The sequence below is a fragment of the Qipengyuania marincola genome, assembly GCF_029688625.1.
Lineage (GTDB): Bacteria > Pseudomonadota > Alphaproteobacteria > Sphingomonadales > Sphingomonadaceae > Qipengyuania.
Window position 1 is genome coordinate 351,122 of sequence record NZ_JARULC010000001.1, and the last position, 22,892, is coordinate 374,013.

34 protein-coding genes are annotated in these 22,892 nt (G+C 62.8%); 12 read left to right on the forward strand and 22 right to left on the reverse strand.

Features of this window, described 5'->3' with window-relative positions:
* Positions 1-177: 177 nt before the first annotated feature.
* From P8Q88_RS01720 to P8Q88_RS01730, 3 genes are read left to right on the forward strand one after another with little or no spacing between them, the layout of a single operon-like run.
* Entirely contained in the window at positions 178-2,520 is a 2,343-nt protein-coding gene (locus P8Q88_RS01720) for an integrase catalytic domain-containing protein (RefSeq protein ID WP_278322099.1), read from the forward strand.
* Positions 2,521-2,567: 47 nt separating this feature from the next.
* On the forward strand, positions 2,568-3,638 hold the full coding sequence (locus P8Q88_RS01725) for an ATP-binding protein (RefSeq protein WP_278322100.1): 1,071 nt from the start codon (positions 2,568-2,570) through the stop codon (positions 3,636-3,638).
* Positions 3,635-5,497 (forward strand): hypothetical protein, encoded by a 1,863-nt coding sequence (locus tag P8Q88_RS01730; RefSeq protein ID WP_278322101.1) that lies wholly within the window; start codon positions 3,635-3,637, stop codon positions 5,495-5,497. The genes P8Q88_RS01725 and P8Q88_RS01730 overlap by 4 nt, the downstream gene beginning before the upstream one ends.
* 314 nt (positions 5,498-5,811) lie before the next feature.
* Here the strand turns inward: P8Q88_RS01730 and P8Q88_RS01735 are convergent, their stop codons facing one another.
* From P8Q88_RS01735 to leuC, 8 genes are all read right to left on the reverse strand, one after another.
* Positions 5,812-6,594 carry an NUDIX hydrolase gene (locus tag P8Q88_RS01735; protein ID WP_278322102.1) on the reverse strand — a complete coding sequence of 261 codons (783 nt, stop codon included), beginning with the start codon at positions 6,592-6,594 and terminating at the stop codon, positions 5,812-5,814.
* 321 nt (positions 6,595-6,915) lie between these two features.
* Positions 6,916-7,248, reverse strand: coding sequence for a Grx4 family monothiol glutaredoxin (gene grxD / locus P8Q88_RS01740; RefSeq protein ID WP_278322103.1), 333 nt, complete (start codon positions 7,246-7,248; stop codon positions 6,916-6,918).
* Positions 7,249-7,287: 39 nt separating this feature from the next.
* The gene (locus P8Q88_RS01745) at positions 7,288-7,521 is read right to left on the reverse strand and encodes a BolA/IbaG family iron-sulfur metabolism protein (RefSeq protein WP_278322104.1); all 234 of its coding nucleotides are present in this window, start codon (positions 7,519-7,521) and stop codon (positions 7,288-7,290) included.
* Between the two features lie 4 nt (positions 7,522-7,525).
* Positions 7,526-7,849 (reverse strand): DUF1476 domain-containing protein, encoded by a 324-nt coding sequence (locus P8Q88_RS01750; RefSeq protein WP_278322105.1) that lies wholly within the window; start codon positions 7,847-7,849, stop codon positions 7,526-7,528.
* 69 nt (positions 7,850-7,918) lie between these two features.
* Positions 7,919-8,917, reverse strand: a complete 999-nt coding sequence (locus tag P8Q88_RS01755; RefSeq protein ID WP_278322106.1) for an NADPH:quinone oxidoreductase family protein — start codon at positions 8,915-8,917, stop codon at positions 7,919-7,921.
* A complete protein-coding gene (gene leuD, locus P8Q88_RS01760; RefSeq protein WP_278322107.1) occupies positions 8,914-9,519 on the reverse strand; it encodes a 3-isopropylmalate dehydratase small subunit in 606 nt (201 codons plus the stop codon). Before leuD ends, P8Q88_RS01755 begins: the two co-directional genes overlap by 4 nt.
* A complete protein-coding gene (locus tag P8Q88_RS01765; protein ID WP_278322108.1) occupies positions 9,519-9,674 on the reverse strand; it encodes an isopropylmalate isomerase in 156 nt (51 codons plus the stop codon). Before P8Q88_RS01765 ends, leuD begins: the two co-directional genes overlap by 1 nt.
* 14 nt (positions 9,675-9,688) lie before the next feature.
* Positions 9,689-11,140 carry a 3-isopropylmalate dehydratase large subunit gene (gene leuC / locus P8Q88_RS01770; protein ID WP_278322109.1) on the reverse strand — a complete coding sequence of 484 codons (1,452 nt, stop codon included), beginning with the start codon at positions 11,138-11,140 and terminating at the stop codon, positions 9,689-9,691.
* 89 nt (positions 11,141-11,229) lie between these two features.
* Between leuC and P8Q88_RS01775 the strand changes: the two genes are divergently transcribed.
* The 4 genes from P8Q88_RS01775 to P8Q88_RS01790 all read left to right on the forward strand — a co-directional run bounded on the left by P8Q88_RS01775 (position 11,230) and on the right by P8Q88_RS01790 (position 13,368).
* Positions 11,230-11,649, forward strand: a complete 420-nt coding sequence (locus P8Q88_RS01775; protein ID WP_278322110.1) for an acyl-CoA thioesterase — start codon at positions 11,230-11,232, stop codon at positions 11,647-11,649.
* A 90-nt stretch (positions 11,650-11,739) separates the two neighbouring features.
* A complete protein-coding gene (locus P8Q88_RS01780; protein WP_278322111.1) occupies positions 11,740-12,456 on the forward strand; it encodes a fatty acid desaturase in 717 nt (238 codons plus the stop codon).
* On the forward strand, positions 12,453-12,953 hold the full coding sequence (locus tag P8Q88_RS01785) for a sterol desaturase family protein (RefSeq protein WP_278322112.1): 501 nt from the start codon (positions 12,453-12,455) through the stop codon (positions 12,951-12,953). Before P8Q88_RS01780 ends, P8Q88_RS01785 begins: the two co-directional genes overlap by 4 nt.
* Before the next feature lie 124 nt (positions 12,954-13,077).
* Positions 13,078-13,368, forward strand: a complete 291-nt coding sequence (locus P8Q88_RS01790; RefSeq protein WP_278322113.1) for a hypothetical protein — start codon at positions 13,078-13,080, stop codon at positions 13,366-13,368.
* A 9-nt stretch (positions 13,369-13,377) separates the two neighbouring features.
* Here P8Q88_RS01790 and P8Q88_RS01795 read toward each other — a convergent pair whose 3' ends face one another.
* The 14 genes from P8Q88_RS01795 to P8Q88_RS01860 all read right to left on the reverse strand — a co-directional run bounded on the left by P8Q88_RS01795 (position 13,378) and on the right by P8Q88_RS01860 (position 18,162).
* The gene (locus P8Q88_RS01795) at positions 13,378-13,536 is read right to left on the reverse strand and encodes a YqaE/Pmp3 family membrane protein (RefSeq protein WP_067788628.1); all 159 of its coding nucleotides are present in this window, start codon (positions 13,534-13,536) and stop codon (positions 13,378-13,380) included.
* A 72-nt stretch (positions 13,537-13,608) separates the two neighbouring features.
* Positions 13,609-13,959: a YbaN family protein gene (locus tag P8Q88_RS01800; protein WP_278322114.1), complete on the reverse strand. Its 351-nt coding sequence runs from the start codon at positions 13,957-13,959 to the stop codon at positions 13,609-13,611.
* 1 nt (position 13,960) lies between these two features.
* A complete protein-coding gene (locus tag P8Q88_RS01805) occupies positions 13,961-14,368 on the reverse strand; it encodes a SufE family protein (protein ID WP_278322115.1) in 408 nt (135 codons plus the stop codon).
* A gap of 49 nt (positions 14,369-14,417) precedes the next feature.
* Positions 14,418-14,594, reverse strand: a complete 177-nt coding sequence (locus tag P8Q88_RS01810) for a hypothetical protein (RefSeq protein WP_278322116.1) — start codon at positions 14,592-14,594, stop codon at positions 14,418-14,420.
* A complete protein-coding gene (locus P8Q88_RS01815; protein ID WP_278322751.1) occupies positions 14,591-14,824 on the reverse strand; it encodes a hypothetical protein in 234 nt (77 codons plus the stop codon). The genes P8Q88_RS01810 and P8Q88_RS01815 overlap by 4 nt, the downstream gene beginning before the upstream one ends.
* Before the next feature lie 17 nt (positions 14,825-14,841).
* Entirely contained in the window at positions 14,842-15,168 is a 327-nt protein-coding gene (locus P8Q88_RS01820; protein ID WP_278322117.1) for a hypothetical protein, read from the reverse strand.
* Positions 15,165-15,473 carry a hypothetical protein gene (locus P8Q88_RS01825; protein WP_278322118.1) on the reverse strand — a complete coding sequence of 103 codons (309 nt, stop codon included), beginning with the start codon at positions 15,471-15,473 and terminating at the stop codon, positions 15,165-15,167. The genes P8Q88_RS01820 and P8Q88_RS01825 overlap by 4 nt, the downstream gene beginning before the upstream one ends.
* Positions 15,473-15,781: a hypothetical protein gene (locus P8Q88_RS01830; protein WP_278322119.1), complete on the reverse strand. Its 309-nt coding sequence runs from the start codon at positions 15,779-15,781 to the stop codon at positions 15,473-15,475. Before P8Q88_RS01830 ends, P8Q88_RS01825 begins: the two co-directional genes overlap by 1 nt.
* On the reverse strand, positions 15,781-16,116 hold the full coding sequence (locus P8Q88_RS01835; protein ID WP_278322120.1) for a hypothetical protein: 336 nt from the start codon (positions 16,114-16,116) through the stop codon (positions 15,781-15,783). Before P8Q88_RS01835 ends, P8Q88_RS01830 begins: the two co-directional genes overlap by 1 nt.
* Positions 16,113-16,424, reverse strand: coding sequence for a hypothetical protein (locus P8Q88_RS01840; RefSeq protein ID WP_278322121.1), 312 nt, complete (start codon positions 16,422-16,424; stop codon positions 16,113-16,115). Before P8Q88_RS01840 ends, P8Q88_RS01835 begins: the two co-directional genes overlap by 4 nt.
* Before the next feature lie 24 nt (positions 16,425-16,448).
* On the reverse strand, positions 16,449-16,823 hold the full coding sequence (gene pspC / locus P8Q88_RS01845; RefSeq protein WP_278322122.1) for an envelope stress response membrane protein PspC: 375 nt from the start codon (positions 16,821-16,823) through the stop codon (positions 16,449-16,451).
* A complete protein-coding gene (gene pspB / locus P8Q88_RS01850) occupies positions 16,820-17,116 on the reverse strand; it encodes an envelope stress response membrane protein PspB (RefSeq protein ID WP_278322123.1) in 297 nt (98 codons plus the stop codon). The genes pspC and pspB overlap by 4 nt, the downstream gene beginning before the upstream one ends.
* Positions 17,117-17,119: 3 nt before the next feature.
* A complete protein-coding gene (gene pspA / locus P8Q88_RS01855) occupies positions 17,120-17,917 on the reverse strand; it encodes a phage shock protein PspA (protein WP_446532532.1) in 798 nt (265 codons plus the stop codon).
* A gap of 92 nt (positions 17,918-18,009) precedes the next feature.
* Positions 18,010-18,162 carry a hypothetical protein gene (locus P8Q88_RS01860; RefSeq protein ID WP_278322125.1) on the reverse strand — a complete coding sequence of 51 codons (153 nt, stop codon included), beginning with the start codon at positions 18,160-18,162 and terminating at the stop codon, positions 18,010-18,012.
* A gap of 175 nt (positions 18,163-18,337) precedes the next feature.
* Between P8Q88_RS01860 and pspF the strand changes: the two genes are divergently transcribed.
* The 5 genes from pspF to P8Q88_RS01885 all read left to right on the forward strand — a co-directional run bounded on the left by pspF (position 18,338) and on the right by P8Q88_RS01885 (position 22,881).
* On the forward strand, positions 18,338-19,375 hold the full coding sequence (gene pspF, locus P8Q88_RS01865; RefSeq protein ID WP_278322126.1) for a phage shock protein operon transcriptional activator: 1,038 nt from the start codon (positions 18,338-18,340) through the stop codon (positions 19,373-19,375).
* A gap of 66 nt (positions 19,376-19,441) precedes the next feature.
* Positions 19,442-19,789 (forward strand): hypothetical protein, encoded by a 348-nt coding sequence (locus P8Q88_RS01870; protein WP_278322127.1) that lies wholly within the window; start codon positions 19,442-19,444, stop codon positions 19,787-19,789.
* Positions 19,790-19,953: 164 nt separating this feature from the next.
* Positions 19,954-20,520 carry a ribosome maturation protein RimP gene (gene rimP / locus P8Q88_RS01875; RefSeq protein ID WP_278322128.1) on the forward strand — a complete coding sequence of 189 codons (567 nt, stop codon included), beginning with the start codon at positions 19,954-19,956 and terminating at the stop codon, positions 20,518-20,520.
* Positions 20,520-22,181: a transcription termination factor NusA gene (nusA, locus tag P8Q88_RS01880; protein WP_278322129.1), complete on the forward strand. Its 1,662-nt coding sequence runs from the start codon at positions 20,520-20,522 to the stop codon at positions 22,179-22,181. The genes rimP and nusA overlap by 1 nt, the downstream gene beginning before the upstream one ends.
* On the forward strand, positions 22,162-22,881 hold the full coding sequence (locus P8Q88_RS01885) for a DUF448 domain-containing protein (RefSeq protein WP_278322130.1): 720 nt from the start codon (positions 22,162-22,164) through the stop codon (positions 22,879-22,881). The genes nusA and P8Q88_RS01885 overlap by 20 nt, the downstream gene beginning before the upstream one ends.
* Positions 22,882-22,892 lie beyond the last annotated feature (11 nt).

The window sequence follows — 22,892 nt, forward strand, 5'->3', positions numbered from 1 at the left end:
AGATCCTCGGGTTCTGTCTCGAATGACCTGACGATCTCCGCCGAATCGGCGGCGCGCATCACGAAATAGGAGGACGGTCAGCGTCCTCCCTTCCGGGATCGCAGGCCCGGCAAAACCGGGACCGTGCCTGCGGTCGGCCGAAGGCCGACGCACGCCCTCTTCACAAGGAGAAAACGAATGAGCCGCATCCCCATGAACAGCCAGCTGCCGCCCTACAACCTCCCGGTCGGCACGCTCATCAACATCGACGGGCGTCCGCATCAGCGACCGACCCGGACGATCCCCGGACGGCTCGCGATGCTCGACTGCCACACGGGTCAACCCTTCGTGGTTCCCGATGTGAAGCATGGCACTGCCCTACCGACCGAGGACGACTACGATGACCTCCTGCGCGAAGGCCGCCTGGAGATCGTCCTGCCCGAAAATGTTGTCGCATCTCGTGCACTGGCTGCGACGGCCGAATGGGACATGTCCGACCTGGAAGCGATCGATCCCGGGATCCGCAAGACGCTCGCCCAGGTGGTCCTGCTCGACGACAACGGCGTGAAGAACGGGATAGGGGCCATCGAGAAGGCGCTGGAGAAGCTCTGGACGCCCGAACTCCAGGAGGAATTCGGCAAGCACGACCACCCGGCCACGATCAAGCGCTGGCGGGCCGAACGGGGCGAACCGGGAAACCGGCCGCCGTATCTCCTCGTGCGTCTCGGCGGCAAGGTCCCCCGCACACCCCACGACGAAGACGTGCCGCTGGAGATCCGAATGAAGCACGCGCTGGAGCGGAAATCGACGCGCGGCCCCATGACCGCCCTCTACGCGAGAGCCGCCACGGAGCTGAAGGAGGTCAATGAAGGGAAGTCGTTACTCTACCCCAAGCCCGAAAAGCCCTATCCGATCTTCAGCTACGACACGTTCCGCCGGGACTGCATCAAGGTGGAGGGCTCCGAGACGGTCGAGGCCAAGGACGGCGAGAAGGCCATGGAGAACACCATGCGTGGCGGCGGCAGACCGCTCACTGCTAGCCGCATCCTCGAAAAGGTCATCATCGATCACACTCGGCTCGATGCCTTCCTGGTCATCGATCCCGAGCGTGACATAGTCGGGGGGCGTCCGTGGATCACCTTCGCCTTCGACGTGCACAGCCGCGCGATCCTCGCATGGGTCATCACCTTCCGGTCGCCGAGCTACTGGACGGTCTGTGAGACCCTGCGCCGGATGAACCTCCCCAAGAAGCCGCCCCCGGTGGAAGCGGAGCGTTACCCGATCCTGAAGCGGATCTGCGGAAAGCCCGGAGAGCTGATCCTCGACAACGCAGCGGAATTCACCAGCCACGGTCTCGAGGACGCGGCCAAGAGCGGTTCGTTCTCGGTCCGCTTCTGTCCGGTCAGGCGGCCGCGCTACCGCGCCATCGGGGAGCGAGCGATCAAGACCGTCCAGGAGAAGATGCTGGAGAACCTGCCCGGACATTCGATGACCATCGACTACAATCGGCGCACGGAGCATGATGGCGAGGAACTGGCCGTCGCGACGCCGAACGAGATGGAAGCGCTCGCGAACAAGGCGGTCGCCGAATACCACACCGAACCCCACGATGGCCTCAGGAACCAGCAGCCGGCGCTCGTCTTCCAGCGGTCGGCCAACAAGCACGGCATCGACGTGATGGGGGACGTGCGCCGCTTCACTCTGGAGACCTACGATACCAAGCTCAACGTCAAGGTCACGAAGAGCGGCGTCAGGATCTTCGACGGCCTGCGCTACTTCTCCCAGGAAGGTTGCGCGCGCCTGATCGACAACAATCTCCGGTTCGAACCCCGTCGCCAGGCGCGTGTGGACGCGGTGGTCCACACCAAGATCAAGTTCGACCCCGAGAACATCGCCGTCATCCACGCGTGGGACAAGACCACGCGGAGCTACGTCGAACTCAAGTGCCAGGACGAAACCTACGCTGACGGAATGCCGCTCTGGTTCCACAAGGACCTGGTCGATCTCGCGAGGCGCGAAGCCACCGCTCCCCCGGAATCGAGCGCGCCCAAGCGTTCGAAGAGGAAGAAGGGCAACGGCGTGGAGACGGAGAGCGAGAACGGACTGCGTCGCCTGTCCGAGTTGGACGGGGAGATGGCGCCCCGCGGCTTCAACACCGAGGCCGAGCGCCTCGCCGCCCGCGCGCGGCGAATCGAGGCCATCCGGGCCATCGCGCCGGGCGCCCGTGCCAGGGAACGGAAGACACTGGCGCAGCTCTACGACATCCCGCGCGTGCGGGCCATCACCGGCAATCTCGTCAGCCTGGACACCGACTACTCGAAGACCGTCACCACGGACGACTTCATCGCGCACGACGTGTCGGCTCTGACCAACCTCGACGCGGAGATCCTCGCCGACAGGCCCGACAAGTCCGGGCTGCCCAAGCAGCGCAAGGCGCGCAACGATCGCCGCAGAGGCGGGCAGGCCGGTGACGGCGCGAAGGGCGCGCCGCAGCAGGATCAGATCGTGACGCCGAACCGCCGTCGTCGGGCACGCGGTTGAACCTTCACCCCGCCCGCGCGAGCGGGCGGGGACATCAGGAGATTATCATGTCCTCTCACATGGATGAAGATTACCGGGACGATCCCGACCACGATGAAGCCGCAATCGAGACTCTCGCTTCTGCCATCACCGAAAGAGATGCGAAGGCGCAGCTGCGGAAGCTCATAGCGACACGCCGCGTTGCCGTGCGGGCGATCCACCTCCCGTTCGCGGCCCAACAGGATCTCGAGGATGCGCTCGATGAGGCCTGGTGTGGTGCGGTCGAACTGAGAAACGCTGGGCTGCCGCAACCCGCCGTGCCCATCCTCGCCGACAGCTTCTCCGGCAAGAGTTCAGGGGCGAGGAACTACGTCAAGAAGGTCATGGGTAGCTTGGACGCCGGACCAGGAACCATCCCCGTGGTCTATGCCAAACTCGATACCGACGGCACGGTCGGCTCGCTCGCGGCCGACATCCTGCGCGGCTGCGGAGAAAAGCGACCGAACAGCCTTTCCGGCGAGAAGCGGTGGGATCGAGCGAGACAGGCCATCCGCAAGAGGGGCGTGTGCCTCCTCATACTGGACGAATTCCAACGAGCAGGTCGTCGTCCTACGATCAGTCCGGTGATCGCCGGGAAACTCCTCGACATCGTCGACGACGGCGATTGTGCGTGCGCCTTCCTCGGAAAGACCACCGCAGAAGATGTCTTCGCGTCCTGTCCGGACCTCAAGAACAGGCTCGACTCGCCCGTGAAAATGCCGAGGCTGCGTTGGATCACCGACAGCGCCGAATTCATGGCGTTCGCCGAGGGCTTCGATCAGGCGCTGGTCGATGCCGATATCATCGATCTGAAATCCGGTCTCGGCGATGCGGACACGGCGCAGCTGTTGCTCGAAGCCTCCAACGGACTCATCGGCCAGTTCAGCCGAATCATCGAGACCGCCGTCATCGCGATCACGCGCGAGGGTCAAAGGGTGATCACCCGACAGGATCTTTCCGATGCCGTCGATGACTGGGCCATCGCCAACGGGCGCATCGGATACAACCCATTCACGCAGGCAAGAGAAGAGCGATCCGCAGACAAGGAGCTCGACGGAGCCGAGAACGCTGAGCCGGTCAACGACGAGGGCGAGGGATGAAGCCGCTCGGTTCCTCCGAAGACCAATTCAGTTTCTACGACGATGAGTCTTTCAATGGTGCGGTTGCGCGCTGGGCGGCTGATGCATGGATCGAGCGGATGCTGGACGTCACCCGCGTTGCGGGGGTCGAATGGGGGCATGTCCAGACGGCGGCGGCGGCGGACGAGAAGGACATCCGTGCCCTCGCTGCGGAAATGGAGGTCGATCCCGACGACCTGCTCAAGCGGGCGATGCCGAATATCGGGGCCGGAGCGGGCAACCGCGGCTTCACGATGTTCAACGGGCTGATCCTCCCGGCCACGCTGATAGAGAAGAAACGTCGTCGGTTCGCACCTGCCGCTCTTCGCGCGGCACCCTATCACCGAGCGCTCTGGAACATCCGTTTGTTCCCCTGCTGCCTCGAGACCGGCCAGATTCTTCTGGACCGATGTGGGAGCGAGGACTGCGAAGGCAGGGCGCTGGGCTGGAGACACACTCTGGGTATCGACAGCTGCGAGTTCTGCATGAGCGATCTGACCGCTTCGGAGACGGCGGAAATCCCTGTCGATCTGGTCGCACAGCTTCGCACCGTCGCTGATCTGTTCAGTCCAACGAGACGTGTCTCTGCACTTTCCTCGCTTCCTGCCGCAATCGCATTGAATGACGGTCAGGTGGCCATCGATCTTCTTCTTCGCCTTCTGCCGGTGGTCGATCCCTCGCTGCGTGCACTTCGCAATCGTCTCCAGGACGCCGATCCTCTCGGTCTCGCAAAGGCGGTGGCCGCGAGCTGGAAGATGATGCGGAACTGGCCCCAGGGCTTCTCGGACCTCGTCACGCCGAAGGTCGCAGGCCGCGCGGAGAGGCACCGCGACGGCAACAGCGGCGAGACCATCCGCTTCCTGAAGACCGGTCAGTCCAGTGTTGTCTCGGCAGCGCTCGCAGGGATCATCGGTGATCTTCGCAACGAATTCGACCTGAGAGGGGAAAAAGCGGAAGAGATCGCGCAGGGAATTCTCCCGATAAAGACGGTCGGGAGGATCTTGGGAATGGGGACCGCCGAGGTCGCGCAATTGCGCCGGGCCAAAGTTCTAAGCGCCAGGCTTGTTCTCGATGAAATGGGCAGGCTTCAGCCCATGTTCGATCGGCACGAGATCGAAAACATCGCGAAGGGCATATCCTCGCGGCTGGGCGTCGACTCCCTGGCCTGGAAGCTGGGAATGTCGCGCAATGGCGCCGAGCAGTTGGTCGAAACTGGTCTCCTCGAACTTCTCCACCATCCCTTTTTCCTCGCAAGGTATGGCATACCGCAAGTGACTGCAGCGTCGATCGATGCGGTGCTGGGTCGTCTCGATCGAGCTGCGGTCCTCGCAGCAGAGGACAAGCTGATCCCGCTTTCCACCGCCATCAAGGTCATCGGCGGAAAGCCGAAGCCTTGGGGCGCCATCTTCGGCAAGCTGCTTGATGGATCCCTTCCGTGTCGGATCGAGCCGGGCGCGAAAACCCCGGTCCGGCGAATCTTCATCAGCCGAAAGGATCTGTCGATCATCGAAGGGTTGGGTGCGGTAAGGAATACACCGAACAGGATCGCGTTCTCGGACCTGCTCTCCAAAGCCGATGCCGGCGAAATACTCAATGTCGGTCCTCATGAAGTGACGGAACTGTTCGCGGACGTCCCCACAAGACAGGGGGAACGAGCCAAGTGCCTTCCGATGGCAGATGTCATGAGCTTGGGTAGTCGACACATCACGTCGGCCGAACTCGGCCTGCGGCGCAATGTCAGCGTGCAGAAAGCATATCGCGATGCGCTGCTGTCAGGAGTGCCCTATCTCGGCCCGGCCGGCTTCTGCCGAGCATCCGCCGTTGCCAAGTTTCTTATATAAGATAGGTTCCGTGACCCCAGTGCTAGTTTTCGGCTAGCTAGATTGTGCCGCGCCGGATTGCGCGAAGGTGCAAAGGTTGCGTATCCACGTCAGGATAGGTGCAAGCTACCGCAAATCCTTGAGATGCAAATACTCGCTTAATCAGGAACGCGGTGCACTGTTAACGCGACCGCACATCCATCCACAGGATGGGTTGGCGGGCCCTAAAGGCTTGAGCATCGTTCGGAATCGTAGCGCCGCAGGCGCGTAGATGACGGAGCCGCGTAGCGGCGGAGTAGTCCTGCCGGGCGCGCCATTCCATCACTGAATGCGGTCTATCCGCGCGCAACGTCTTCCAACGGCTCGCCGGTGACCGGATAGCCAAGGTCCTCACCGATTTCGAGCCAGGTTCGGCCTCCGCGCTCGCCCATGTAAGGCGTGATGGTCCGGACTGGGATTGCCTCCGCCTGCGCCTTGGCTTCGGCGTAACTCCCGAACAGGGCAAGGCGTTCGAGATTGCGGCGGGTCGGGAAGATGATCTTGATGTCGCCGCGCTCGGCGGAAGCGAGCGCATCCTGCGCACTCGTCCAGAACAGGTGGGTGTTTTCCGACAGGTCGGCTTCGATTTCGACTGCACCGGTGCCGAGATCCGCAAGGTAGAAGCGCGTGTCGTAGACCCGCGGAATGCGCTCGTTCTTCGGGAACCACCGCGCGAAAGGTGTAAGCTGGGTCAAGTCGAGTTGCCAGTCGAAGTGGTCGAGGACGGGCGCAAGATGACCGGTCTGCTGCAGGAAATCGCGCGCCGCGCGTGCTTTTGCCGCGTCGATATCGCCCGACAGACCGATGGCGAGACCGGTCTCTTCCAGCGTCTCGCGAACGACGGCGATCTGGTGCGCGGCTTCTTCGGGATCGAGTGGACCACCGATCTGCGCGCCCAGTTCGAAGTCGGCGGGATCGACTCTGCCCCCGGGAAAGACAGCCATGCCACCTGCGAACACCATTTCGCGCGAGCGGACCGTCATCAGGATTTCGGGCGGGCTGTCTTCTGGCCCATCGCGAAAGATGACTACGGTTGCGGCCGGAATGCCATCGCTCGATTGGTCGGAAGTGGTGTCCATGCGGGACTGTTTGGCCTGTCCTGCCGGGCTTGCCAAGCGGCGGATCACGGCGGGCTGTCGGAAAGTTTTACAAACGCAAAATCCGGCAGGGTGGCATTAACCATCGGGTTGACCAGCAATGCTGGCCCGGTCGATTTTGGCACGCCTTCTGCATACCGCTAGTCGTCACTGATTAAGTCTCCGCGGAGCACGCCCGTCCCAAGTCTTCAAGAGCGTGCTTCGGCGTAACACAAGGCCCGCCCGGTTGTCCCACCGGGCGGGCCTTTCCCGTTCTGGCGACAGTAGTTAGCAAAAGGGTGCCGCATGCGCGGCCACGTATCCTCAGGATGCGGCTTTGGCGACCTGCTTTTCGTCCATCATGGTCTGCAATTCGCCGGCTTCGAACATTTCCATCATGATGTCGCTGCCGCCCACGAATTCTCCCTTCACATACAGCTGGGGAATGGTCGGCCAGTCGGAATAGGTCTTGATGCCCTGGCGGATTTCCATGTCCTGCAGCACGTCGACGCTTTCATACGCAACGCCGCAATGGTCCAGGATTGCCACCGCGCGGCTGGAGAAGCCGCATTGCGGGAATAGCGGGGTGCCTTTCATGAAAAGCACGACGTCGTTCGAGCCGACGAGATCGGCGATGCGGGTATTGGTGTCGGACATAGTGGCCCGTCCTTTGTTTTCTGAAAACTGATCGTGGAATCAGGTGGGGGCTTGGGTGGTCAGTTGCAAGGCGTGCAGTTCGCCGCCCATGCGGCCACCCAATGCCTCATAGACCATCTTGTGCTGCTGCACGCGGCTCTTGCCCGCGAATTGCGGTGCGGTCACCTTGGCCGCCCAGTGATCGTTGTCACCGGCAAGATCGCGCATTTCGACCTCCGCGCCCGGAAGCGCCTCGGTGATTGCATCGACGATATCCTGTGCCGCCATCGGCATCGGATCAGCTCTCGCTCATATATTGACGGCGCGCCTCGACCGCGCATTCTTCCAACTTGGCGCGAATGTCGGCCTCGCTGACATCGCAATCGGCGGCCGTGAGATCGCCAAGCAGCTTGCGGATCACATCCTCGTCGCCGGCTTCCTCGAAGTCGGCCTGGACCACCGCTTTTTTGTACGCATCGGTTTCTTCTTCGGTCAGACCCATGAGGCCCGCGGCCCATTCGCCCACCAGCCGATTTCGGCGCGCCGCGATCTTGAAGGCGGTTTCCTGGTCGAAGGCGAACTTGGATTCCTCGCCGCGTTCGCGATCCTTGAAGTCGGTCATGTCGTGTCCCTCGGGAATGAATAGAACTTGCGGGGGGAATAGGCGCGGCCCACCCCACCCGCAAGGGCGCTAGTCCATGGTCACGACGAGTTTTCCGATTGCGCCGCGATTTTCCAGCTTGGCGATCGCCTCGTGCGCGCGTTCGATGGGGTAGATCTCGCTGACCATCGGATTGATCTTGCCCGCCTTCCACAGGTCGAACAGTTCCGCGATGTTTTCGTTGTTCTTCTTCGGCTCGCGCGCGGTGAATGCGCCCCAGAAGACGCCGCGAATATCGCAGCTTTTCAATAGGGTCAGGTTGAGCGGCATTTTGGCGATCCCGGCGGGGAAACCGATAACGAGAAAACGGCCTTCCCACGCGATCGAGCGCAGCGCGGGTTCGGAATAGTCGCCCCCGACGATGTCGTAGACAATATCGGCACCGCCATCGCCGACCGCCGCCTTGAAGTCGTTGGCAAGCTGTTTGGAAGTGTCCTTGTCGAAAGGCGCGCGGGGATAGATCACCACCTCGTCTGCGCCAGCCTTTCTCGCGACCTCGCCTTTCTCCTCGGTCGAGACGGCTGCGACCACACGGCAGCCGTAAGCCTTGGCGAGTTCGACCGCAGAGAGGCCCACGCCGCCGGCTGCGCCGAGCACGAGGACGGTTTCGCCTTCCTTGATGTCGCCGCGGTCCTTGAGGCCGTGAATGGTCGTGCCATAGGTCATCAGGAGCGCGCTGGCCTGCACCAGGTCGATCCCTTCGGGGACCTTGAACAGGCGCGCGGCATCCACCGCGACCTTTTCCTGCAAGCCGCCGTTGCCGACGCCGCAGATGACCCGGTCGCCGACTGCAAAGCCCTCGACGCCTTCGCCAAGCGCCTCGATCGTGCCGGAGATCTCGCCGCCCGGAGCGAAGGGGCGGGGCGGCTTGAACTGGTACATGTCGCGGATAATCAGCGTGTCGGGGAAGTTGATCGCGCAGGCGGCGACCTTGATCAGGACCTGTCCCTTACCCGGGCTGGGCTCTGCGATATCCTCGACGACGAGGGATTCGGGGCCGCCGGTTTCTTTCGACAGGACTGCTTTCATGCTGCATCTCTCCTTTGCGGCGCGTCGAGCCAGGGAAGGGCCAGCGCGCGCTGTTCTTCATGTTTTTCAATCGCCTTGCCGCTCTCGAGCGTAAGGCCGATTTCGTCCAGCCCCTCCAGCAGGCAATGCTTGCGAAACGGATCGATTTCGAATGCGAAGCGGTCCTGAAAGGGCGTCGTGACGGTCTGGTTCTCCAGATCGATCGTTACGGGATGATCCTGTGCGATCTCAAGCAGGCGATCGACCTGATCCTGTGGCAATTCGACCGTCAGAATGCCGTTCTTGAAGGCATTGCCCGCAAAGATGTCCGAGAAGCTTGGCGCGACCACCGCTCGTATGCCCAGATCGAGCAGCGCCCATGCGGCGTGCTCGCGGCTCGATCCGCAACCGAAATTGTCACCGGCGATGAGGATCGGTGCGCCGGCAAAATCCTCCACGTCGAACGGGTTGCCGGGCGTCTCGCGGATCGTCTCGAATGCACCCTTGCCGAGGCCTTCCCGGCTCACTGTCTTGAGCCAGTGCGCGGGAATGATGACGTCCGTATCGACATTCTTGAGCCCAAGCGGAATCGCGCGGCCTTCGATCGTCGATACGGTATCCATCAATCTGTCTCCGGGTTCTCGCCCGAAGGGATCGGCGCGGGCCGCTTGGGCTTGTTCATAGTGGTCTTGTCCGAGCTGCGCTTGCCGGCATAGAGCAGCGCAGCGGCAATGGCGGCGGAGCCGATGGCACCGGCGATCTTGAGCTTGTTTGTCATGTCGTGATCAATGGTCAGCTGGCTTCGGCTTGGCAAGGGGCGAGCGTGCGGACATCGGCCAGTCGCCCGGTGACAGCGGCGGCGGCGGCCATGGCGGGGCTGACGAGATGCGTGCGCGATCCCGGCCCCTGGCGGCCCACGAAATTGCGATTGCTGGTCGATGCGCAGCGTTCACCCGGCGGAACCTTGTCGGGATTCATGGCAAGACAGGCAGAGCAGCCGGGTTCGCGCCATTCGAAACCGGCGTCGGTGAAGATCCGGTCGAGCCCTTCCTCCTCGGCCTGACGCTTGACCAGTCCCGAACCGGGGACAGCGATCGCCCAGCGCACATTCGGAGCCTTGGTGCGGCCCTTGAGCACTTCGGCTGCAGCGCGCAGGTCTTCAATACGGCTGTTGGTGCAGCTGCCGATGAACACGTTTTCGATCGCGATATCCTCGATCCGCTGGCCGGCTTCGAGGCCCATGTAGTCGAGGCTCTTGCGGGCGGCGGCCTGTTTCGAGGGATCGGTGAAGCTGTGCGGCGCAGGGACCACACCGCCCACGGCGACAACGTCCTCCGGGCTGGTGCCCCAGCTGACGGTGGGTTCGACCTCGGCGGCATCGATGACGACGCTCTTGTCGAAGTGTGCGTCCTCGTCGGTGCGCAGGCCTTTCCACCACGCCACCGCCTTGTCCCACGCCTCGCCGCGCGGAGCATAGGGTCTGCCCTTCAGATAGGCGAAAACCGTGTCGTCCGGTGCAATCAATCCCGCGCGTGCACCGCCTTCGATGCTCATGTTGCATACGGTCAGCCGACCCTCGACGCTCATGCGCTCGAACACCGGGCCGCGATATTCGATGACATGGCCCGTTCCGCCGGCAGTGCCGATTACGCCGATGATGTGGAGGATCAGATCCTTGGGCGTGATGCCAGGGCCGAGTTCGCCCTCTACCCGCACCTCCATCGATTTCGACTGCCGCAATTGCAGCGTTTGCGTTGCGAGGACGTGCTCGACCTCGCTGGTGCCGATGCCGAAGGCGAGCGCGCCGATCCCGCCATGCGCCGCCGTATGGCTGTCACCACATACGATGGTGGCGCCGGGCAGCGAGAAGCCCTGTTCCGGGCCGACGACATGAACGATCCCCTGCTCAGGTGCGACCGCGTCGATATAATCGATCCCGAATGCGGGGGCATTGGCTTCCAGCGCGGCAAGCTGGGCGGCACTCTGGGGATCCTCGATAGGCAGGCGGTTGCCCTGCCTATCGATGCGCGGCGTCGTCGGAAGATTGTGGTCGGGGACGGCAAGGGTCAGATCGGGACGGCGCACCTTGCGCCCGGCAAGCCGCAGTGCCTCGAACGCCTGGGGACTCGTGACTTCGTGCACCAGATGCCGGTCGATATAGAGGATGCAGGTCCCGTCGTCCCGGCGTTCGACAACGTGGGCGTCCCAGATCTTTTCGTAGAGCGTGCGCGGTTTGCTGGCCATGGCGTGAAATTGCGGCACGAATGTCACGAGCGCAAAAAGGCAAATCCAGAGTCTTCCAAACTTAACCTTTCTCTGCTTTATTGACACTCATGTCAGCAAAGCCATTCGCCTTTCCGATCAAGGTCGTACCCGACGACATCGATTTCATGGGGCACGTGAACAATGCGCGCTACCTCAACTGGGTGCAGGACACGGTCCTGGCCCACTGGCAAAAGCTGGCGCCGGCCGAGGAAGTGGCGAGCAAGGCGTGGGTCGCGCTGAAGCACGAGATTACCTATCGCCGCCCGGCGTTCCTCGACGACGATGTCATCGCCGAAACCGTGCTGGAGAAGATCAAGGGCGCGCGCAGCTTCTACAACACGGTGATCAAGCGCGGCGAGGATGTGCTGGCCGAAGTGCAGAGCATGTGGTGCTGCCTCGACAGCGAGACGCATCGCCCGGCGCGGATCAGCCGCGAGGTCGCAGAGAAGTTTTTCGGCCTCACGACCCGCCGCCCTTCCGGCGAATAGGGTTTTGCACTCGTCGTACGCTGCACCTATATCGCGGTGATGGGTCGAGTTTCCGGCAAACTTCAAAATCATGCGCACGCGCGCCAGGCGTTGACCGGCCTTGCCTTGACCGCGGCGATCTTCGCCGCGTGGCTGTCGATCCACCTTTATGCCATGTTCGTATTCGCTCTTGGCTGGAGCACGCTTCCTGCCGCGCTGGCGATCGCGCTCGTCCAATGCTGGTTGTCGGTGGGCCTGTTCATCGCCAGCCACGATGCGATGCACGGATCGCTGGTTCCAGGTGGCGGCCGTATCAACGATGTCATAGGCGGTTTCCTGCTTTTCATCTACGCAGGGTTCGCGTGGAGCCGGATGCGCGATGCGCATTTCGCCCATCACAATGCCCCAGGGACCGCAACGGATCCGGACTTCAGCGCCGCCCACCCGACCCGTTTCTGGCCGTGGTACGCCACGTTCCTGCGGCGCTATTTCGGCTGGCAGTCGGTTGCCTTCGTCAGCACGGTCGTGACGACATACTGGCTGGTCCTCGGCGTGCCGGTGGAAAAGATCGTCCTGCTCTATGGCGCGCCGGCGATCGGGTCTTCGATGCAACTCTTCTATTTCGGCACGTACCGCCCCCATCGCCACCGCGGCGATGAGTTTGCCGACCGGCACAATGCGCGTAGCGACGATTTCGGCACGCTGGCCTCACTCGCCAGCTGCTTCCATTTCGGCTATCATCACGAGCATCATCGTGCGCCGCATGTCCCCTGGTGGAGGCTCCCGGCGGCGCGCAAGGCCATGGCCCGCGAAGAGATGCAAGCATGAGTACCGGTGCAATCCTGCTGACCGTGTTCCTGTCGATCCTCGGCATGGAGCTGTTTGCGTGGTGGGCGCACAAATACATCATGCATGGTTGGGGCTGGGGTTGGCACCGCGACCATCACGAACCGCATGACAATCTCCTCGAGAAAAACGACCTCTATGCAGTCACCTTCGGCACGATCGTCTTCGCGATGTTCGCTATCGGCTATATCTGGTCGGACCTGCTCTGGTGGGTGGCTTTCGGAATCACCTGCTATGGCGTGATCTACACCCTGGTGCACGACGGGCTGGTCCATCAGCGCTATTGGCGCTGGGTGCCCAAACGCGGCTACGCCAAGCGGCTGGTGCAGGCCCACAAACTGCACCATGCGACAATCGGGAAAGAGGGCGGAGTGAGCTTCGGCTTCGTCTTCGCGCGCGATCCGGCAAAGCTGAAGGCGGAATTGAAGCGTCAGCGCGAAGCGGGCGAGGCCGTGGTACGCGAAAGCGCCGGGGCCTGATCCCATAGCCGATCCGCTCGACCTAACCGGCGACTGGGACGGAAGTTTCAGCTATCCCGGCGGGCAGGCGAAGACACCCTTTCATGCCCGCATCGAAGAAAGCAGCGGGCGCTTTTCCGGCTCGATGATCGAACCCGACATCTTTCGCCCTGGATCGACCGTCGGCGCCAAACTGTCGGGTATCCGCAGTGCCCGTGCGGTCGATTTCACGAAAATCTATCCTCATCCGCCGCAGGGCTACGAAAATCCTGTCGACTATGTCGGGCAGCTGTCGGCCGACGGGCTGGTGGTCACAGGCGTGTGGAGCCTGCTGGACCTGAGCGGGACTTTCGAGATGCACCGCGAACAGGGGGCAAGCCAAACGCAGGAGGCCGAGACCGTCGAAACGGTCCCGGCCTCCGGGATGCTGTTCTGATGCCTCTGCTTAGCGGGCGTAATTTACGTAGAGGCCGTGGATCAGGCCGGGAATGAAGCCGAGCAGCGTCAACACGAGATTGATAAGTGTCGTGGTCCCCAGACCATGCTTTGCCGCAACGCCAAGCGGGGGCAGAAGAATGGTCGCGATCAGAATAAGAATTGCCATCAAGAGTGTCCTTTCGTTCACCCTCCCATCGTATGCTTTCTCAACGACTTGCTGATGGCGCGGTTCCCGTCGCTACTCGTTTCGCGTCGCAATCCAGCCGCCGCAGATCACGAAAATTGCGATCGAAATCCAGTACCATGGATGACCCAGCGTGTACCAGGTGAAGACCGCGCCGGTCGCCATCGCACCGATCGCCATGGTCTTGGCCCGGCGGCTGATCGCCCGCCGTTCGCGCCAGTCCTGCACCTGCGGCCCCCAGTGCGGGTGGTCGAGTATCTTCTGCTCCCATTCCGGGTTGCTGCGCGCGAAGAAATACACCGCCAGCAACAGGAACGGCACCGTCGGCATGATCGGCAGAAAGGCGCCGACTGCCGCTAATCCGACACTCAGCAGCCCGAGGCCGCGATAGATCGGCCGTTTCATTCTACCCCTGTGCGATCCGCGCAGCGTGTTCCTTCACCAGGGCGATCATATTGGGTACGCCCTGTGTCCGGTTGCTCGATAGCTGGTTCTTTAGATCGAACGGCTCGAGTTCGGCGGTAATGTCCATTGCTGCGACATCGGCGGCGGGCTTGTCCTGCACGGCGCTGATCACCAGCGCGACGATCCCCTTGGTGATCGCGGCGTTGCTGTCGGCAAGAAAATGCAGCCGGGCGGCATCGCCGGTGGGGTAGACCCAGACCGCTGCCGAACATCCGCGAACAAGGGTCGCATCGGTCTTCAAAGCGTCCGGCATGGGATCGAGTTCGCGACCGAGTTCGATGAGCAGGCGATAGCGTTCATCGCCTTCAAGGAAGCTGTATTCTTCTGAGATATCGGAAAGGTTGCGCATAGGCAGGCGCCTTAGCCGCGCGGGCGGCGCGCGTAAATTGCGCTCGCGCTCAGCCCGACAGGCCGCCCGGTCGGGTGAACGCGTAGTAGACGACGTAGAACCATCCGAAGAAGCCCTGAAGGATTGCCCAGAGGATCGACTGGTGCTGGCTCCAGCTGATTGCGACCGCGATTGCGCTGCCCAAGCCGATTCCGGCGCGGGCCGCATCGGTTCGGACAACCGTCACAGATCAACCCCGCTGGCGATTGCCTCGAGCTTGCGGATCCGCTCCTTGAGATCGGCGATCTCGATGCGCGCGGCCCCCATCGGAGAGCCTTCCTCGCGACCCGGCCGTGCGCGTTCGAGCTCGCTGCGCTTGAATTCGAGCCAGCCGTGCCAGCCGCGCAACATTGCGGCGGCCACGATGACGAGCCCCACAAGGCTCGCCCCGGCAATGATGATCGATGGTTCGAACATTTCCCTCATGTCCTCCTTCAACCCTTGTGTTGGTCGTCCAGCTCGTCCTTGCGGTCGCGCAGGGCTTCGATCTCGGCCGATATGCGCCGCGTTTCGACCGCGTCGAGTGAATGACCATCTGTGGCGATTTTCTCGAGTGTCTTGATCCGCTCGCGCAGTTCCTCGACTTCGCGCTGCGTCTGCACGCGATCTTCCGTGTCGATCGAACCCGCACCGGGGCCGATCCAATGTTGATTGCCCTTACGATCGGTAATGATCCCACCCTGCGCGCGATATTTTGCGGCCATTACCTTGCCGATCACGATCATCATGACGATCAGTACGACTGCCAGCGGCCAGCTCATCGTGTCACCTCCGGCTTGCCCACCTCGATCCGGTCGAGGGCGCGCAGCTCTTCGATTTGCGATGCGAGCGTGTGGTTGCTGTCGGTCGCAATGCGCTCCAGCACACGGACACGCTCCTCCATCTTGCTATAGTCGCCGTTGGAATAGCGCATCTGTTCGGCCTTGGCCTCTTCCGCCCGCGCCACGAGCTCCAGCTTGCGCTCCTTGTACATGTGTTCGCGCTTGTTGATGAAATAGGCGAAGGGGAACACGATCGACAGGACGACAAGGATGAAGCCGAAGATCAGCATCAGGTCGGGGTCCATCAGTTGGCCTCCCGCTTGTCGCGCAGGCGATCGATTTCGCTGGTGAGGTGATAGCCGCTATCGGTGACGATGCGTTCGACATTGGCCAGCCGGTCCTTCATCGAGCCCAGCTCGGCGCGTAGTTCGGCATTCTCCTGCGTCAGCAATTTGACCCGTTCGACCGCCTGGTCGTTCTTGGGATAGATCGCTTTGCCCCAGCTGTTCTCCAGCGGATAGCCGTTCTTCACGCGGATCCAGGTGTTGGCGACCCAGGCCAGCGACATGGCGATCACCCCGCCGATGACAGCGCTTTCGGTGATGAATTCCATTACGCTTTCTCCTGAGTGCGCATCTCGAGCGGCACGCCGCTATCCGGGCTGCGGTCGCGCAGAGCTTCGATCTCGTCGTGCAGCGAATAGCCGCGGTCGGTGACGATCTTTTCCAACACGACCATGCGGTCCTGCATCGTATCGAGCTTCTCGTGCAACTGGCGGTTCTCGGCCTTGAGGGCCTTGGTCTCGGCGCTGTCGCCGCGCTCGGTCTTGCCGCCCCACTCGTCTTCGAGCGGATAGCCGTGCTTCGCGCGGATCCAGTTGTTGACGAGCCAGCCGACGTTACAGGCGATAACGATACCGATGATGAAGAATGCGGTTTCCCAGCTCATCCTGCCTTCTCCTGTCGCTTGATGTCGAGCGGCACGCCGCTGTCAGGTTCGTGCGCCTTCGTATCGCGCAGTGCCTCGATCTGGGCGGCGACATCGTACCCCTTGTCGGTCACGATCCGCTCCAGCACCTGGACGCGTTGCTCCAGTTCGGCGACCTGGGTCGCGTGGCGGGCGGCCTCCTCGGCGCTCTGCGAGGCCGTGGCGTTGAGGCGCTTCTCTTCCAGCTTGCGCTGGTTGGCGATCCACACGATGGCGACGACCATGATGAAGGGCGCCAGCGGGATCATCAGTGCGAGTATGCCTTCCATTGTATCTCCCCTTGGCAGGCGTGCTTAGCGCAGGCGTTCGATTTCGGCGTTCAGGCGCGGGTTGCTGGTGACATAGAAGGTCTCCACGTCGGCCAGGCGGCGATCGATGTCCTTCATCCGGCTGCGGATTTCCCGCGCGGTCCGCTTCGGGTTCTGCCGTACGCGCTGCCAGTATTTGCTCTCGTCATGATCGGTATAGAGATGCGGCGGCTTCTTGTTCAGCAGGATGCCGGCGACGAAATAGGCGAGGATCGGCCAGCCCATGCTGATGGCGAGGATGATGAAGCCGAGCCGGACCCACAGGGCATTGACCCCGGTATAGTCCGCGATGCCCGACAGCACGCCCATGAACTTCGCGTTCTGCTTGTCGCGATAGAGAGTGGTGCGGGGGCTGTTCACTGGGCTGCTCCTTTTTTCTCGGCGATCAGCTGTTCGAGTTCGCGCAGCTGCTGGTTGTCGGCTTCGCTGTCATGGACAAGGCGGGCCGGCTTGAAGTCGGGATTGTCGCTGGCGACCAGGCGCTCGACCGTGTCCATCCGGTCATCGAGGCGCTTGGCGAGGCTGTAGAGTTCCTCCAGCAGCGCTTCGTCGTCGGTCGTGATGGTCGCAGCGGTCTTCCATTTCGTGATGTAGTGCAGGACCAACCAGGGCAGCCCGATGAAAAGGGCAGGTATGATGATGATTTCTTCCACGGGTCAGTCCTCCTTGGGGGCGCTATCCTTGCCGAGCGCCTTTTTCATTTCTTCGAGCTCGTCGTCGATCGCGTCGGCGCCTTCCAGCGCGGCGATCTCGTCGGCGAGGTTCGGGCTCTTGTTGCCGTCGGCAATCTGCAGCGCATCGGCGCGGCCTTCGGCATAGTCGACGCGGCGTTCCAGCTGGTCGAAGCGATTGAGCGCATCGTCCACGCGTTCGTTGGTCATCAGGCTGCGCAGCTTCACGCGGTTTTCCGCGCTTTCGAGCCGGGCAGCGATGGCGGTCTGGCGGCTGCGCGCTTCGCGCAGGCGGTTCTGCAGCTTCTGGATGTCCTGCTCATAGGCCCGCAGCGCATCGTCGAGCACGGCGATTTCCTGCTTGAGCTGATCGGACATGTCCGCCGCTTTCTTCTTTTCGACGAGCGCGGCGCGGGCGAGATCCTCGCGGTCCTTGGAAAGCGCCAGCTGGGCTTTCTCGCCCCAATCGGCCTGCAGCTTGTCGAGCTTGACCGTGTGACGGTGCATTTCCTTCTGGTCGGCGATCGTGCGCGCGGCACTCGCCCGGACCTCGACCAGCGTCTCCTCCATTTCGAGGATGATCATGCGGATCATCTTCTGGGGGTCGTCCGCCTTGTCGAGCATGTCGTTGAAATTGGCGGCGATGATATCGCGGGTGCGGCTGAAAATGCCCATCAATGGTGCTCCACTAGAAAAAAAGTCCGATCCCTTGGCCCGCCCACCGTCGCGGGTCGGGGTGGGGGAACGACGCAGCCGTTCTACCTCTTCCTCGATGCGCGACAAGCGGGGCCGGCCGTTGGAACGGTCCGAAGCGTCCTGGGGACTGTCGGGGGTTTGACGCTCCGGACCGAGGGGATCGTGATCGGGGGGTAGGGTCATGCGATTTCCACTTGCTCGATGGCGGCGATCGCCGTGACCGGCGTCGTTACCGTGATCTGCGAGCTCAGCATGACGAATGCCGACATCGCGACGATGCTGGCGATTGCTGCCTGACCGAGTTGTGTCCGGAAGAAGCTGCGATCGTACATGGTGGGTTACCTCCCTTGTGAACCTTCGTGATCGGTTCGAATTGCTGTTGTCTCCTGTTCAGCAAGCGGCGTGCCAAATGGGAAAATTCAGGAATTCAGGGATTTTTGGCGAAGGGTTTCCCCCTGAGGTTGGTTTCTGTTGCCAACCCTTGGTGTAAAACCCTATATCTTGGTCATGGAAAGGGAAAACCAGTTCATTGGCCAGTCTGGCGCCTTTCTCGACGCGGTGGAGCGAGCCAGCCGTGCGGCCCCCATGCGGCGACCCGTCCTCGTCATCGGCGAACGCGGGACTGGCAAGGAGCTGATCGCCGAACGTCTGCATCGCCTTTCCACCCGTTGGGACGAACCGCTGGTCGTCATGAACTGCGCCGCGCTTCCCGAAACGCTTATCGAAGCGGAGCTCTTCGGGCACGAGGCGGGGGCCTTTACCGGTGCTACCAAACAACGGGTCGGCAGGTTCGAGGAAGCCGACAAGGGCACGCTATTTCTCGACGAACTGGGCACGCTGTCGATGGGCGCACAGGAGCGACTGTTGCGCGCCGTCGAATATGGCGAGGTTACCCGGATCGGGTCGAGCCGTCCGGTTCGGGTGGACGTGAGGATCGTCGCTGCGACGAACGAAGACCTTCCGGAAAAGGCCGCGCGCGGCGAATTTCGCGCCGACCTGCTCGACCGGCTCAGCTTCGAGGTGATTACCCTTCCGCCGCTGCGCGTGCGCGAGGGGGATATCGACGTGCTGGCAGATTATTTCGGCCGGCGCATGGCTGCCGAACTGGGCTGGGAAGGATGGCCCGGCTTCGCCCCGCACGTTCGCGAGGAGATGACGAAGCACGACTGGCCGGGCAATGTGCGCGAATTGCGCAACGTGGTCGAGCGCGCGATCTATCGCTGGGACGACTGGCACGAGCCGGTCGGCCATGTCGTGTTCGATCCCTTCGACAGCCCGTGGAAGCCGGTTTCCATGCCGCGCGCGTCCGACAAGGCTGCAGCTCCTGCCGCGAATGGCCACGCGGGGCCGGTCCAGCCAGCGCTTGACCTGGAGCATGTCGACGATCTGCGCCAGGCGGTCGATGATCACGAGCGTACGATCGTCGAGCATGCGCTCGTCAAGCATCGCTGGAACCAGCGGCAGACTGCGAAAGCGCTGGGCCTGAGCTACGACCAGCTGCGGCACTGCATCAAGAAGCATGGCCTGATGGAAGAGCAGGCGTAGCGGAATTTACGTTTCCTTCGCTCCCTCAGTATAAGGTGGGTCGGGCGCATCGAGGGGGCGGCCGTGTTGAACGAATTTACCGAAACGGTGGAGAAGCTGACCTTCAGCTTTACGCGGATCGTATGGGCTTTCGTCCTCGGGTCGATGGCTTTGTCATTTGTCTCCGGTTACTTCGCCTACGCGAACGCGAGAGACAACTTCGGACGCGCTTCTCCGGTCGAAAGCGGGACGCAGGCCATTGGCGGCGCCGACATTCGGGATGCGCTGGCTGCGAGGCGCGCGGCCGAATGCGAAATCGCGACGCGCGCCGTAGAGGATGCGTGGAACCGCGCGGTGGAAGCCAACAGGCTCGACCGCCAGAGTGACCGGATCGCACGCCTCGACCGAAAGCGCGATGCGGTCTGCGCTCGCTAGCTTTCCCGCCCACCAACATTTCGATTGCAATTTCCGGGGGCGGGTCCTATTTGCCAGCCCATCCCGACATTGTCGCGACACTGAAGGGGCTGGCGCCGCGAGGGGCCGGCCAATAGCCACTTGAGCCACCGAATTGTCGCAGATGTCCTGTAACCGGAGACCGAATGGCCGACATCACGCGCCTTACCGAAGTAATCGAACCCGAGGCGAAGGCGCTGGGTTTCGACCTCGTGCGCGTGAAAATGATGCCGTCGGAAGCCGGTGACGGAGGCGAGGCCCTGCAGATCATGGCCGAGGATCCGGCGACCGGGCAGCTCGTCATCGATCAGTGCGCGGCTCTCTCGCGGCGCATATCCGAAAGGATCGACGAGCTGGAGGAGCAGGGCGAGGTGTTGATCGACGGCGCCTACCACCTCGAGGTGAGTTCGCCGGGCATCGACCGCCCGCTGACCCGCGCCAAGGATTTCGCCAACTGGGCCGGTCACGAAGCCAAGATCAGCATGGTCAAGGGCTACGAGGGCCAGCGCAACTACAAGGGCGAACTGAAGGGCATCGAGGGCGAGGAGGTCGTGATCGCCGACGCGAAAGCGGGCGATGTAAAGCTCGACCGCAAGCAGATTCATTCGGCAAAGCTCGTCTTGACCGACGCGCTCATTGCCGCCACCCAGCCGCTCGATACGAGCGGTGCCGACGAAATCGTCGAAACTGAAGAAGAAAAGGCAGACGACTGATGGCCAGTGCCATTTCCGCCAACAAGGCTGAACTCCTCGCGATCGCCAATGCGGTCGCATCGGAAAAGATGATCGACAAGGCCATCGTGATCGAAGCGATGGAAGAGGCGATCCAGAAGTCCGCCCGCAACCGCTATGGCGCGGAGAACGACATTCGCGCCAAGCTCGATCCGCAGACCGGCGACCTGCGCCTGTGGCGTGTCGTCGAGGTCGTCGAAGAGGTCGAGGACTACTTCAAGCAGGTCGACCTGAAGCAGGCGCAGAAGCTGCAGGACGATGCCAAGATCGGCGACTTCATCGTCGATCCGCTGCCGCCGGTCGATCTCGGCCGCATCGACGCGCAGTCGGCCAAGCAGGTGATCTTCCAGAAGGTCCGCGACGCCGAGCGCGAGCGCCAGTTCGAGGAATTCAAGGACCGCGCCGGCGAAGTCATCACCGGGGTCATCAAGTCGGTCGAATTCGGCCATGTGATCGTGAACCTGGGCCGCGCCGAAGGCGTCATCCGCCGCGATCAGCAGATCCCGCGCGAAGCCGCCCGTGTCGGCGAGCGTGTCCGCGCGCTGATCACCAAGGTGGAACGCAACAATCGCGGCCCGCAGATCTTCCTCAGCCGCGCGCATCCCGATTTCATGCGCAAGCTGTTCGCGCAGGAAGTGCCCGAAATCTACGACGGCATCATCGAGATCAAGGCCGCCGCCCGCGATCCGGGCAGCCGCGCCAAGATCGGCGTCATCAGCCACGACAGCAGCATCGATCCGGTCGGCGCCTGCGTCGGCATGAAGGGCAGCCGCGTTCAGGCCGTCGTGCAGGAACTGCAGGGCGAGAAGATCGACATCATCCCCTGGTCGGAAGACGGCGCGACCTTTATCGTCAACGCGCTGCAGCCGGCCACCGTCAGCCGCGTCGTGCTCGACGAGGAAGAGGGACGCATCGAAGTCGTCGTGCCCGATGACCAGCTCAGCCTCGCCATCGGCCGCCGCGGCCAGAACGTGCGTCTCGCCAGCCAGCTGACCGGCAACCAGATCGACATCATGACCGAGGAAGAAGCCTCGGAGAAGCGCAGCAAGGAATTTGCCGAGCGCTCCAAGATGTTCGAAGAAGAGCTCGACGTCGACGAAACACTCTCGCAGCTGCTCGTCGCCGAAGGCTTCGCCGAGCTCGAGGAAGTCGCCTATGTCGAGCTCGAGGAACTCGCCTCGATCGAAGGCTTCGACGAGGAACTCGCCGAGGAACTTCAGAGCCGCGCGCAGGAAGCGATCGAGCGCCAGGAAGCCGCGCATCGCGAGGCCCGCCGCGAGCTTGGTGTCGAGGACGATCTCGCCGAATTGCCGCACCTGACCGAAGCCATGCTGGTCACGCTCGGCAAGGCCGGGATCAAGACGCTGGACGACCTCGCCGATCTGGCGACCGACGAACTTATCCAGAAAAAGCGCGAAGCCCCGCGTCGCCGCAACAACGCCGATGGTCCGCCCATGCGCCGCCCCTCGGTGCGCGAGCAGGACAAGGGCGGTGTGCTTGGCGAATACGGCCTGAGCGAAGAACAGGGCAACGAGATTATCATGGCTGCCCGCGCGCACTGGTTCGACGACGAGGAGCCTGCAGCGGCGCCCGCCGACGATACCGCAACCCAGGAGGCCGCCGATGCGGACTCCACCCAATGAGCGCCTGACGTCCGACATCGCCGACACGCCCAAGGCACGGAACGCTTCCGAGCCCGGCAAGGCCTGCCCGGAACGCCGATGCATCCTGACGGGTGAAACGCAGCCGCGGCAAACCTTGCTGCGGCTGGCCGTCTCGCCGTCGGGTCTTGTCCTGCCCGATGCGCAGGAAAAGGCGCCGGGTCGCGGGGCCTGGGTGTGCAGCGAGCGCGCAGCGATCGAGACTGCGCAAGGCAATGGCAAGTTGAAGGCGGGCCTGGCGCGCGCCTTCAAGACCGGCGACCTCGAGATCCCCGAAGAGCTGCCACAGATGGTGGAAGATGCGCTGACCCGCGTCGTCCTCGACCGGCTGGGGCTCGAAATGCGCGTCGGGCACCTTATGTTGGGCACCCAGCGCATTGCCGAAACGGCGCGGGCAGGGGGCGTGGCGCTGCTGTGCCATGCGAGCGATGCGAGCGAGGACGGGCGCAAGAAGCTCGACCAGGCATGGCGCGTCGGACGCGAGATGGAAGGATCGGGCGAGCGGGGACTTATCCTGCCACTGGACCGCGACGCATTGTCTGTGGCATTGGGCCGCGACAATGTCGTTCATCTGGCGCTGGCCGATGATGCTGCAGCCGCGCGAGTGCTCAAGCCCCTTGTGCGCCTCATGCTTTACATGGGGCACGATGTGCCCGCCGAACACAGGCGCGCGGAGGCCTGACCGGGCCGCGC

Coding starts and splice junctions, on each gene's coding strand:
- P8Q88_RS01830 (WP_278322119.1), bottom strand. CDS start 15,781: ATGGAATTCATCACCGAAAGCGCTGTCATCGGCGGGGTGATCGCCATG.
- rimP (WP_278322128.1), top strand. CDS start 19,954: ATGGCCGACATCACGCGCCTTACCGAAGTAATCGAACCCGAGGCGAAG.
- P8Q88_RS01730 (WP_278322101.1), top strand. CDS start 3,635: ATGAAGCCGCTCGGTTCCTCCGAAGACCAATTCAGTTTCTACGACGAT.
- P8Q88_RS01820 (WP_278322117.1), bottom strand. CDS start 15,168: ATGAGCTGGCCGCTGGCAGTCGTACTGATCGTCATGATGATCGTGATC.
- P8Q88_RS01720 (WP_278322099.1), top strand. CDS start 178: ATGAGCCGCATCCCCATGAACAGCCAGCTGCCGCCCTACAACCTCCCG.
- P8Q88_RS01835 (WP_278322120.1), bottom strand. CDS start 16,116: ATGAGCTGGGAAACCGCATTCTTCATCATCGGTATCGTTATCGCCTGT.
- grxD (WP_278322103.1), bottom strand. CDS start 7,248: ATGTCCGACACCAATACCCGCATCGCCGATCTCGTCGGCTCGAACGAC.
- P8Q88_RS01755 (WP_278322106.1), bottom strand. CDS start 8,917: ATGAAAGCAGTCCTGTCGAAAGAAACCGGCGGCCCCGAATCCCTCGTC.
- P8Q88_RS01765 (WP_278322108.1), bottom strand. CDS start 9,674: ATGACAAACAAGCTCAAGATCGCCGGTGCCATCGGCTCCGCCGCCATT.
- pspF (WP_278322126.1), top strand. CDS start 18,338: ATGGAAAGGGAAAACCAGTTCATTGGCCAGTCTGGCGCCTTTCTCGAC.
- P8Q88_RS01735 (WP_278322102.1), bottom strand. CDS start 6,594: ATGGACACCACTTCCGACCAATCGAGCGATGGCATTCCGGCCGCAACC.
- P8Q88_RS01790 (WP_278322113.1), top strand. CDS start 13,078: ATGATCGAACCCGACATCTTTCGCCCTGGATCGACCGTCGGCGCCAAA.
- P8Q88_RS01775 (WP_278322110.1), top strand. CDS start 11,230: ATGTCAGCAAAGCCATTCGCCTTTCCGATCAAGGTCGTACCCGACGAC.
- P8Q88_RS01785 (WP_278322112.1), top strand. CDS start 12,453: ATGAGTACCGGTGCAATCCTGCTGACCGTGTTCCTGTCGATCCTCGGC.
- P8Q88_RS01805 (WP_278322115.1), bottom strand. CDS start 14,368: ATGCGCAACCTTTCCGATATCTCAGAAGAATACAGCTTCCTTGAAGGC.
- P8Q88_RS01840 (WP_278322121.1), bottom strand. CDS start 16,424: ATGGAAGGCATACTCGCACTGATGATCCCGCTGGCGCCCTTCATCATG.
- P8Q88_RS01860 (WP_278322125.1), bottom strand. CDS start 18,162: ATGTACGATCGCAGCTTCTTCCGGACACAACTCGGTCAGGCAGCAATC.
- P8Q88_RS01795 (WP_067788628.1), bottom strand. CDS start 13,536: ATGGCAATTCTTATTCTGATCGCGACCATTCTTCTGCCCCCGCTTGGC.
- P8Q88_RS01745 (WP_278322104.1), bottom strand. CDS start 7,521: ATGCCGATGGCGGCACAGGATATCGTCGATGCAATCACCGAGGCGCTT.
- P8Q88_RS01885 (WP_278322130.1), top strand. CDS start 22,162: ATGCGGACTCCACCCAATGAGCGCCTGACGTCCGACATCGCCGACACG.
- nusA (WP_278322129.1), top strand. CDS start 20,520: ATGGCCAGTGCCATTTCCGCCAACAAGGCTGAACTCCTCGCGATCGCC.
- P8Q88_RS01825 (WP_278322118.1), bottom strand. CDS start 15,473: ATGGACCCCGACCTGATGCTGATCTTCGGCTTCATCCTTGTCGTCCTG.
- leuD (WP_278322107.1), bottom strand. CDS start 9,519: ATGGATACCGTATCGACGATCGAAGGCCGCGCGATTCCGCTTGGGCTC.
- P8Q88_RS01800 (WP_278322114.1), bottom strand. CDS start 13,959: ATGAAACGGCCGATCTATCGCGGCCTCGGGCTGCTGAGTGTCGGATTA.
- P8Q88_RS01725 (WP_278322100.1), top strand. CDS start 2,568: ATGTCCTCTCACATGGATGAAGATTACCGGGACGATCCCGACCACGAT.
- P8Q88_RS01815 (WP_278322751.1), bottom strand. CDS start 14,824: ATGTTCGAACCATCGATCATCATTGCCGGGGCGAGCCTTGTGGGGCTC.
- leuC (WP_278322109.1), bottom strand. CDS start 11,140: ATGGCCAGCAAACCGCGCACGCTCTACGAAAAGATCTGGGACGCCCAC.
- P8Q88_RS01750 (WP_278322105.1), bottom strand. CDS start 7,849: ATGACCGACTTCAAGGATCGCGAACGCGGCGAGGAATCCAAGTTCGCC.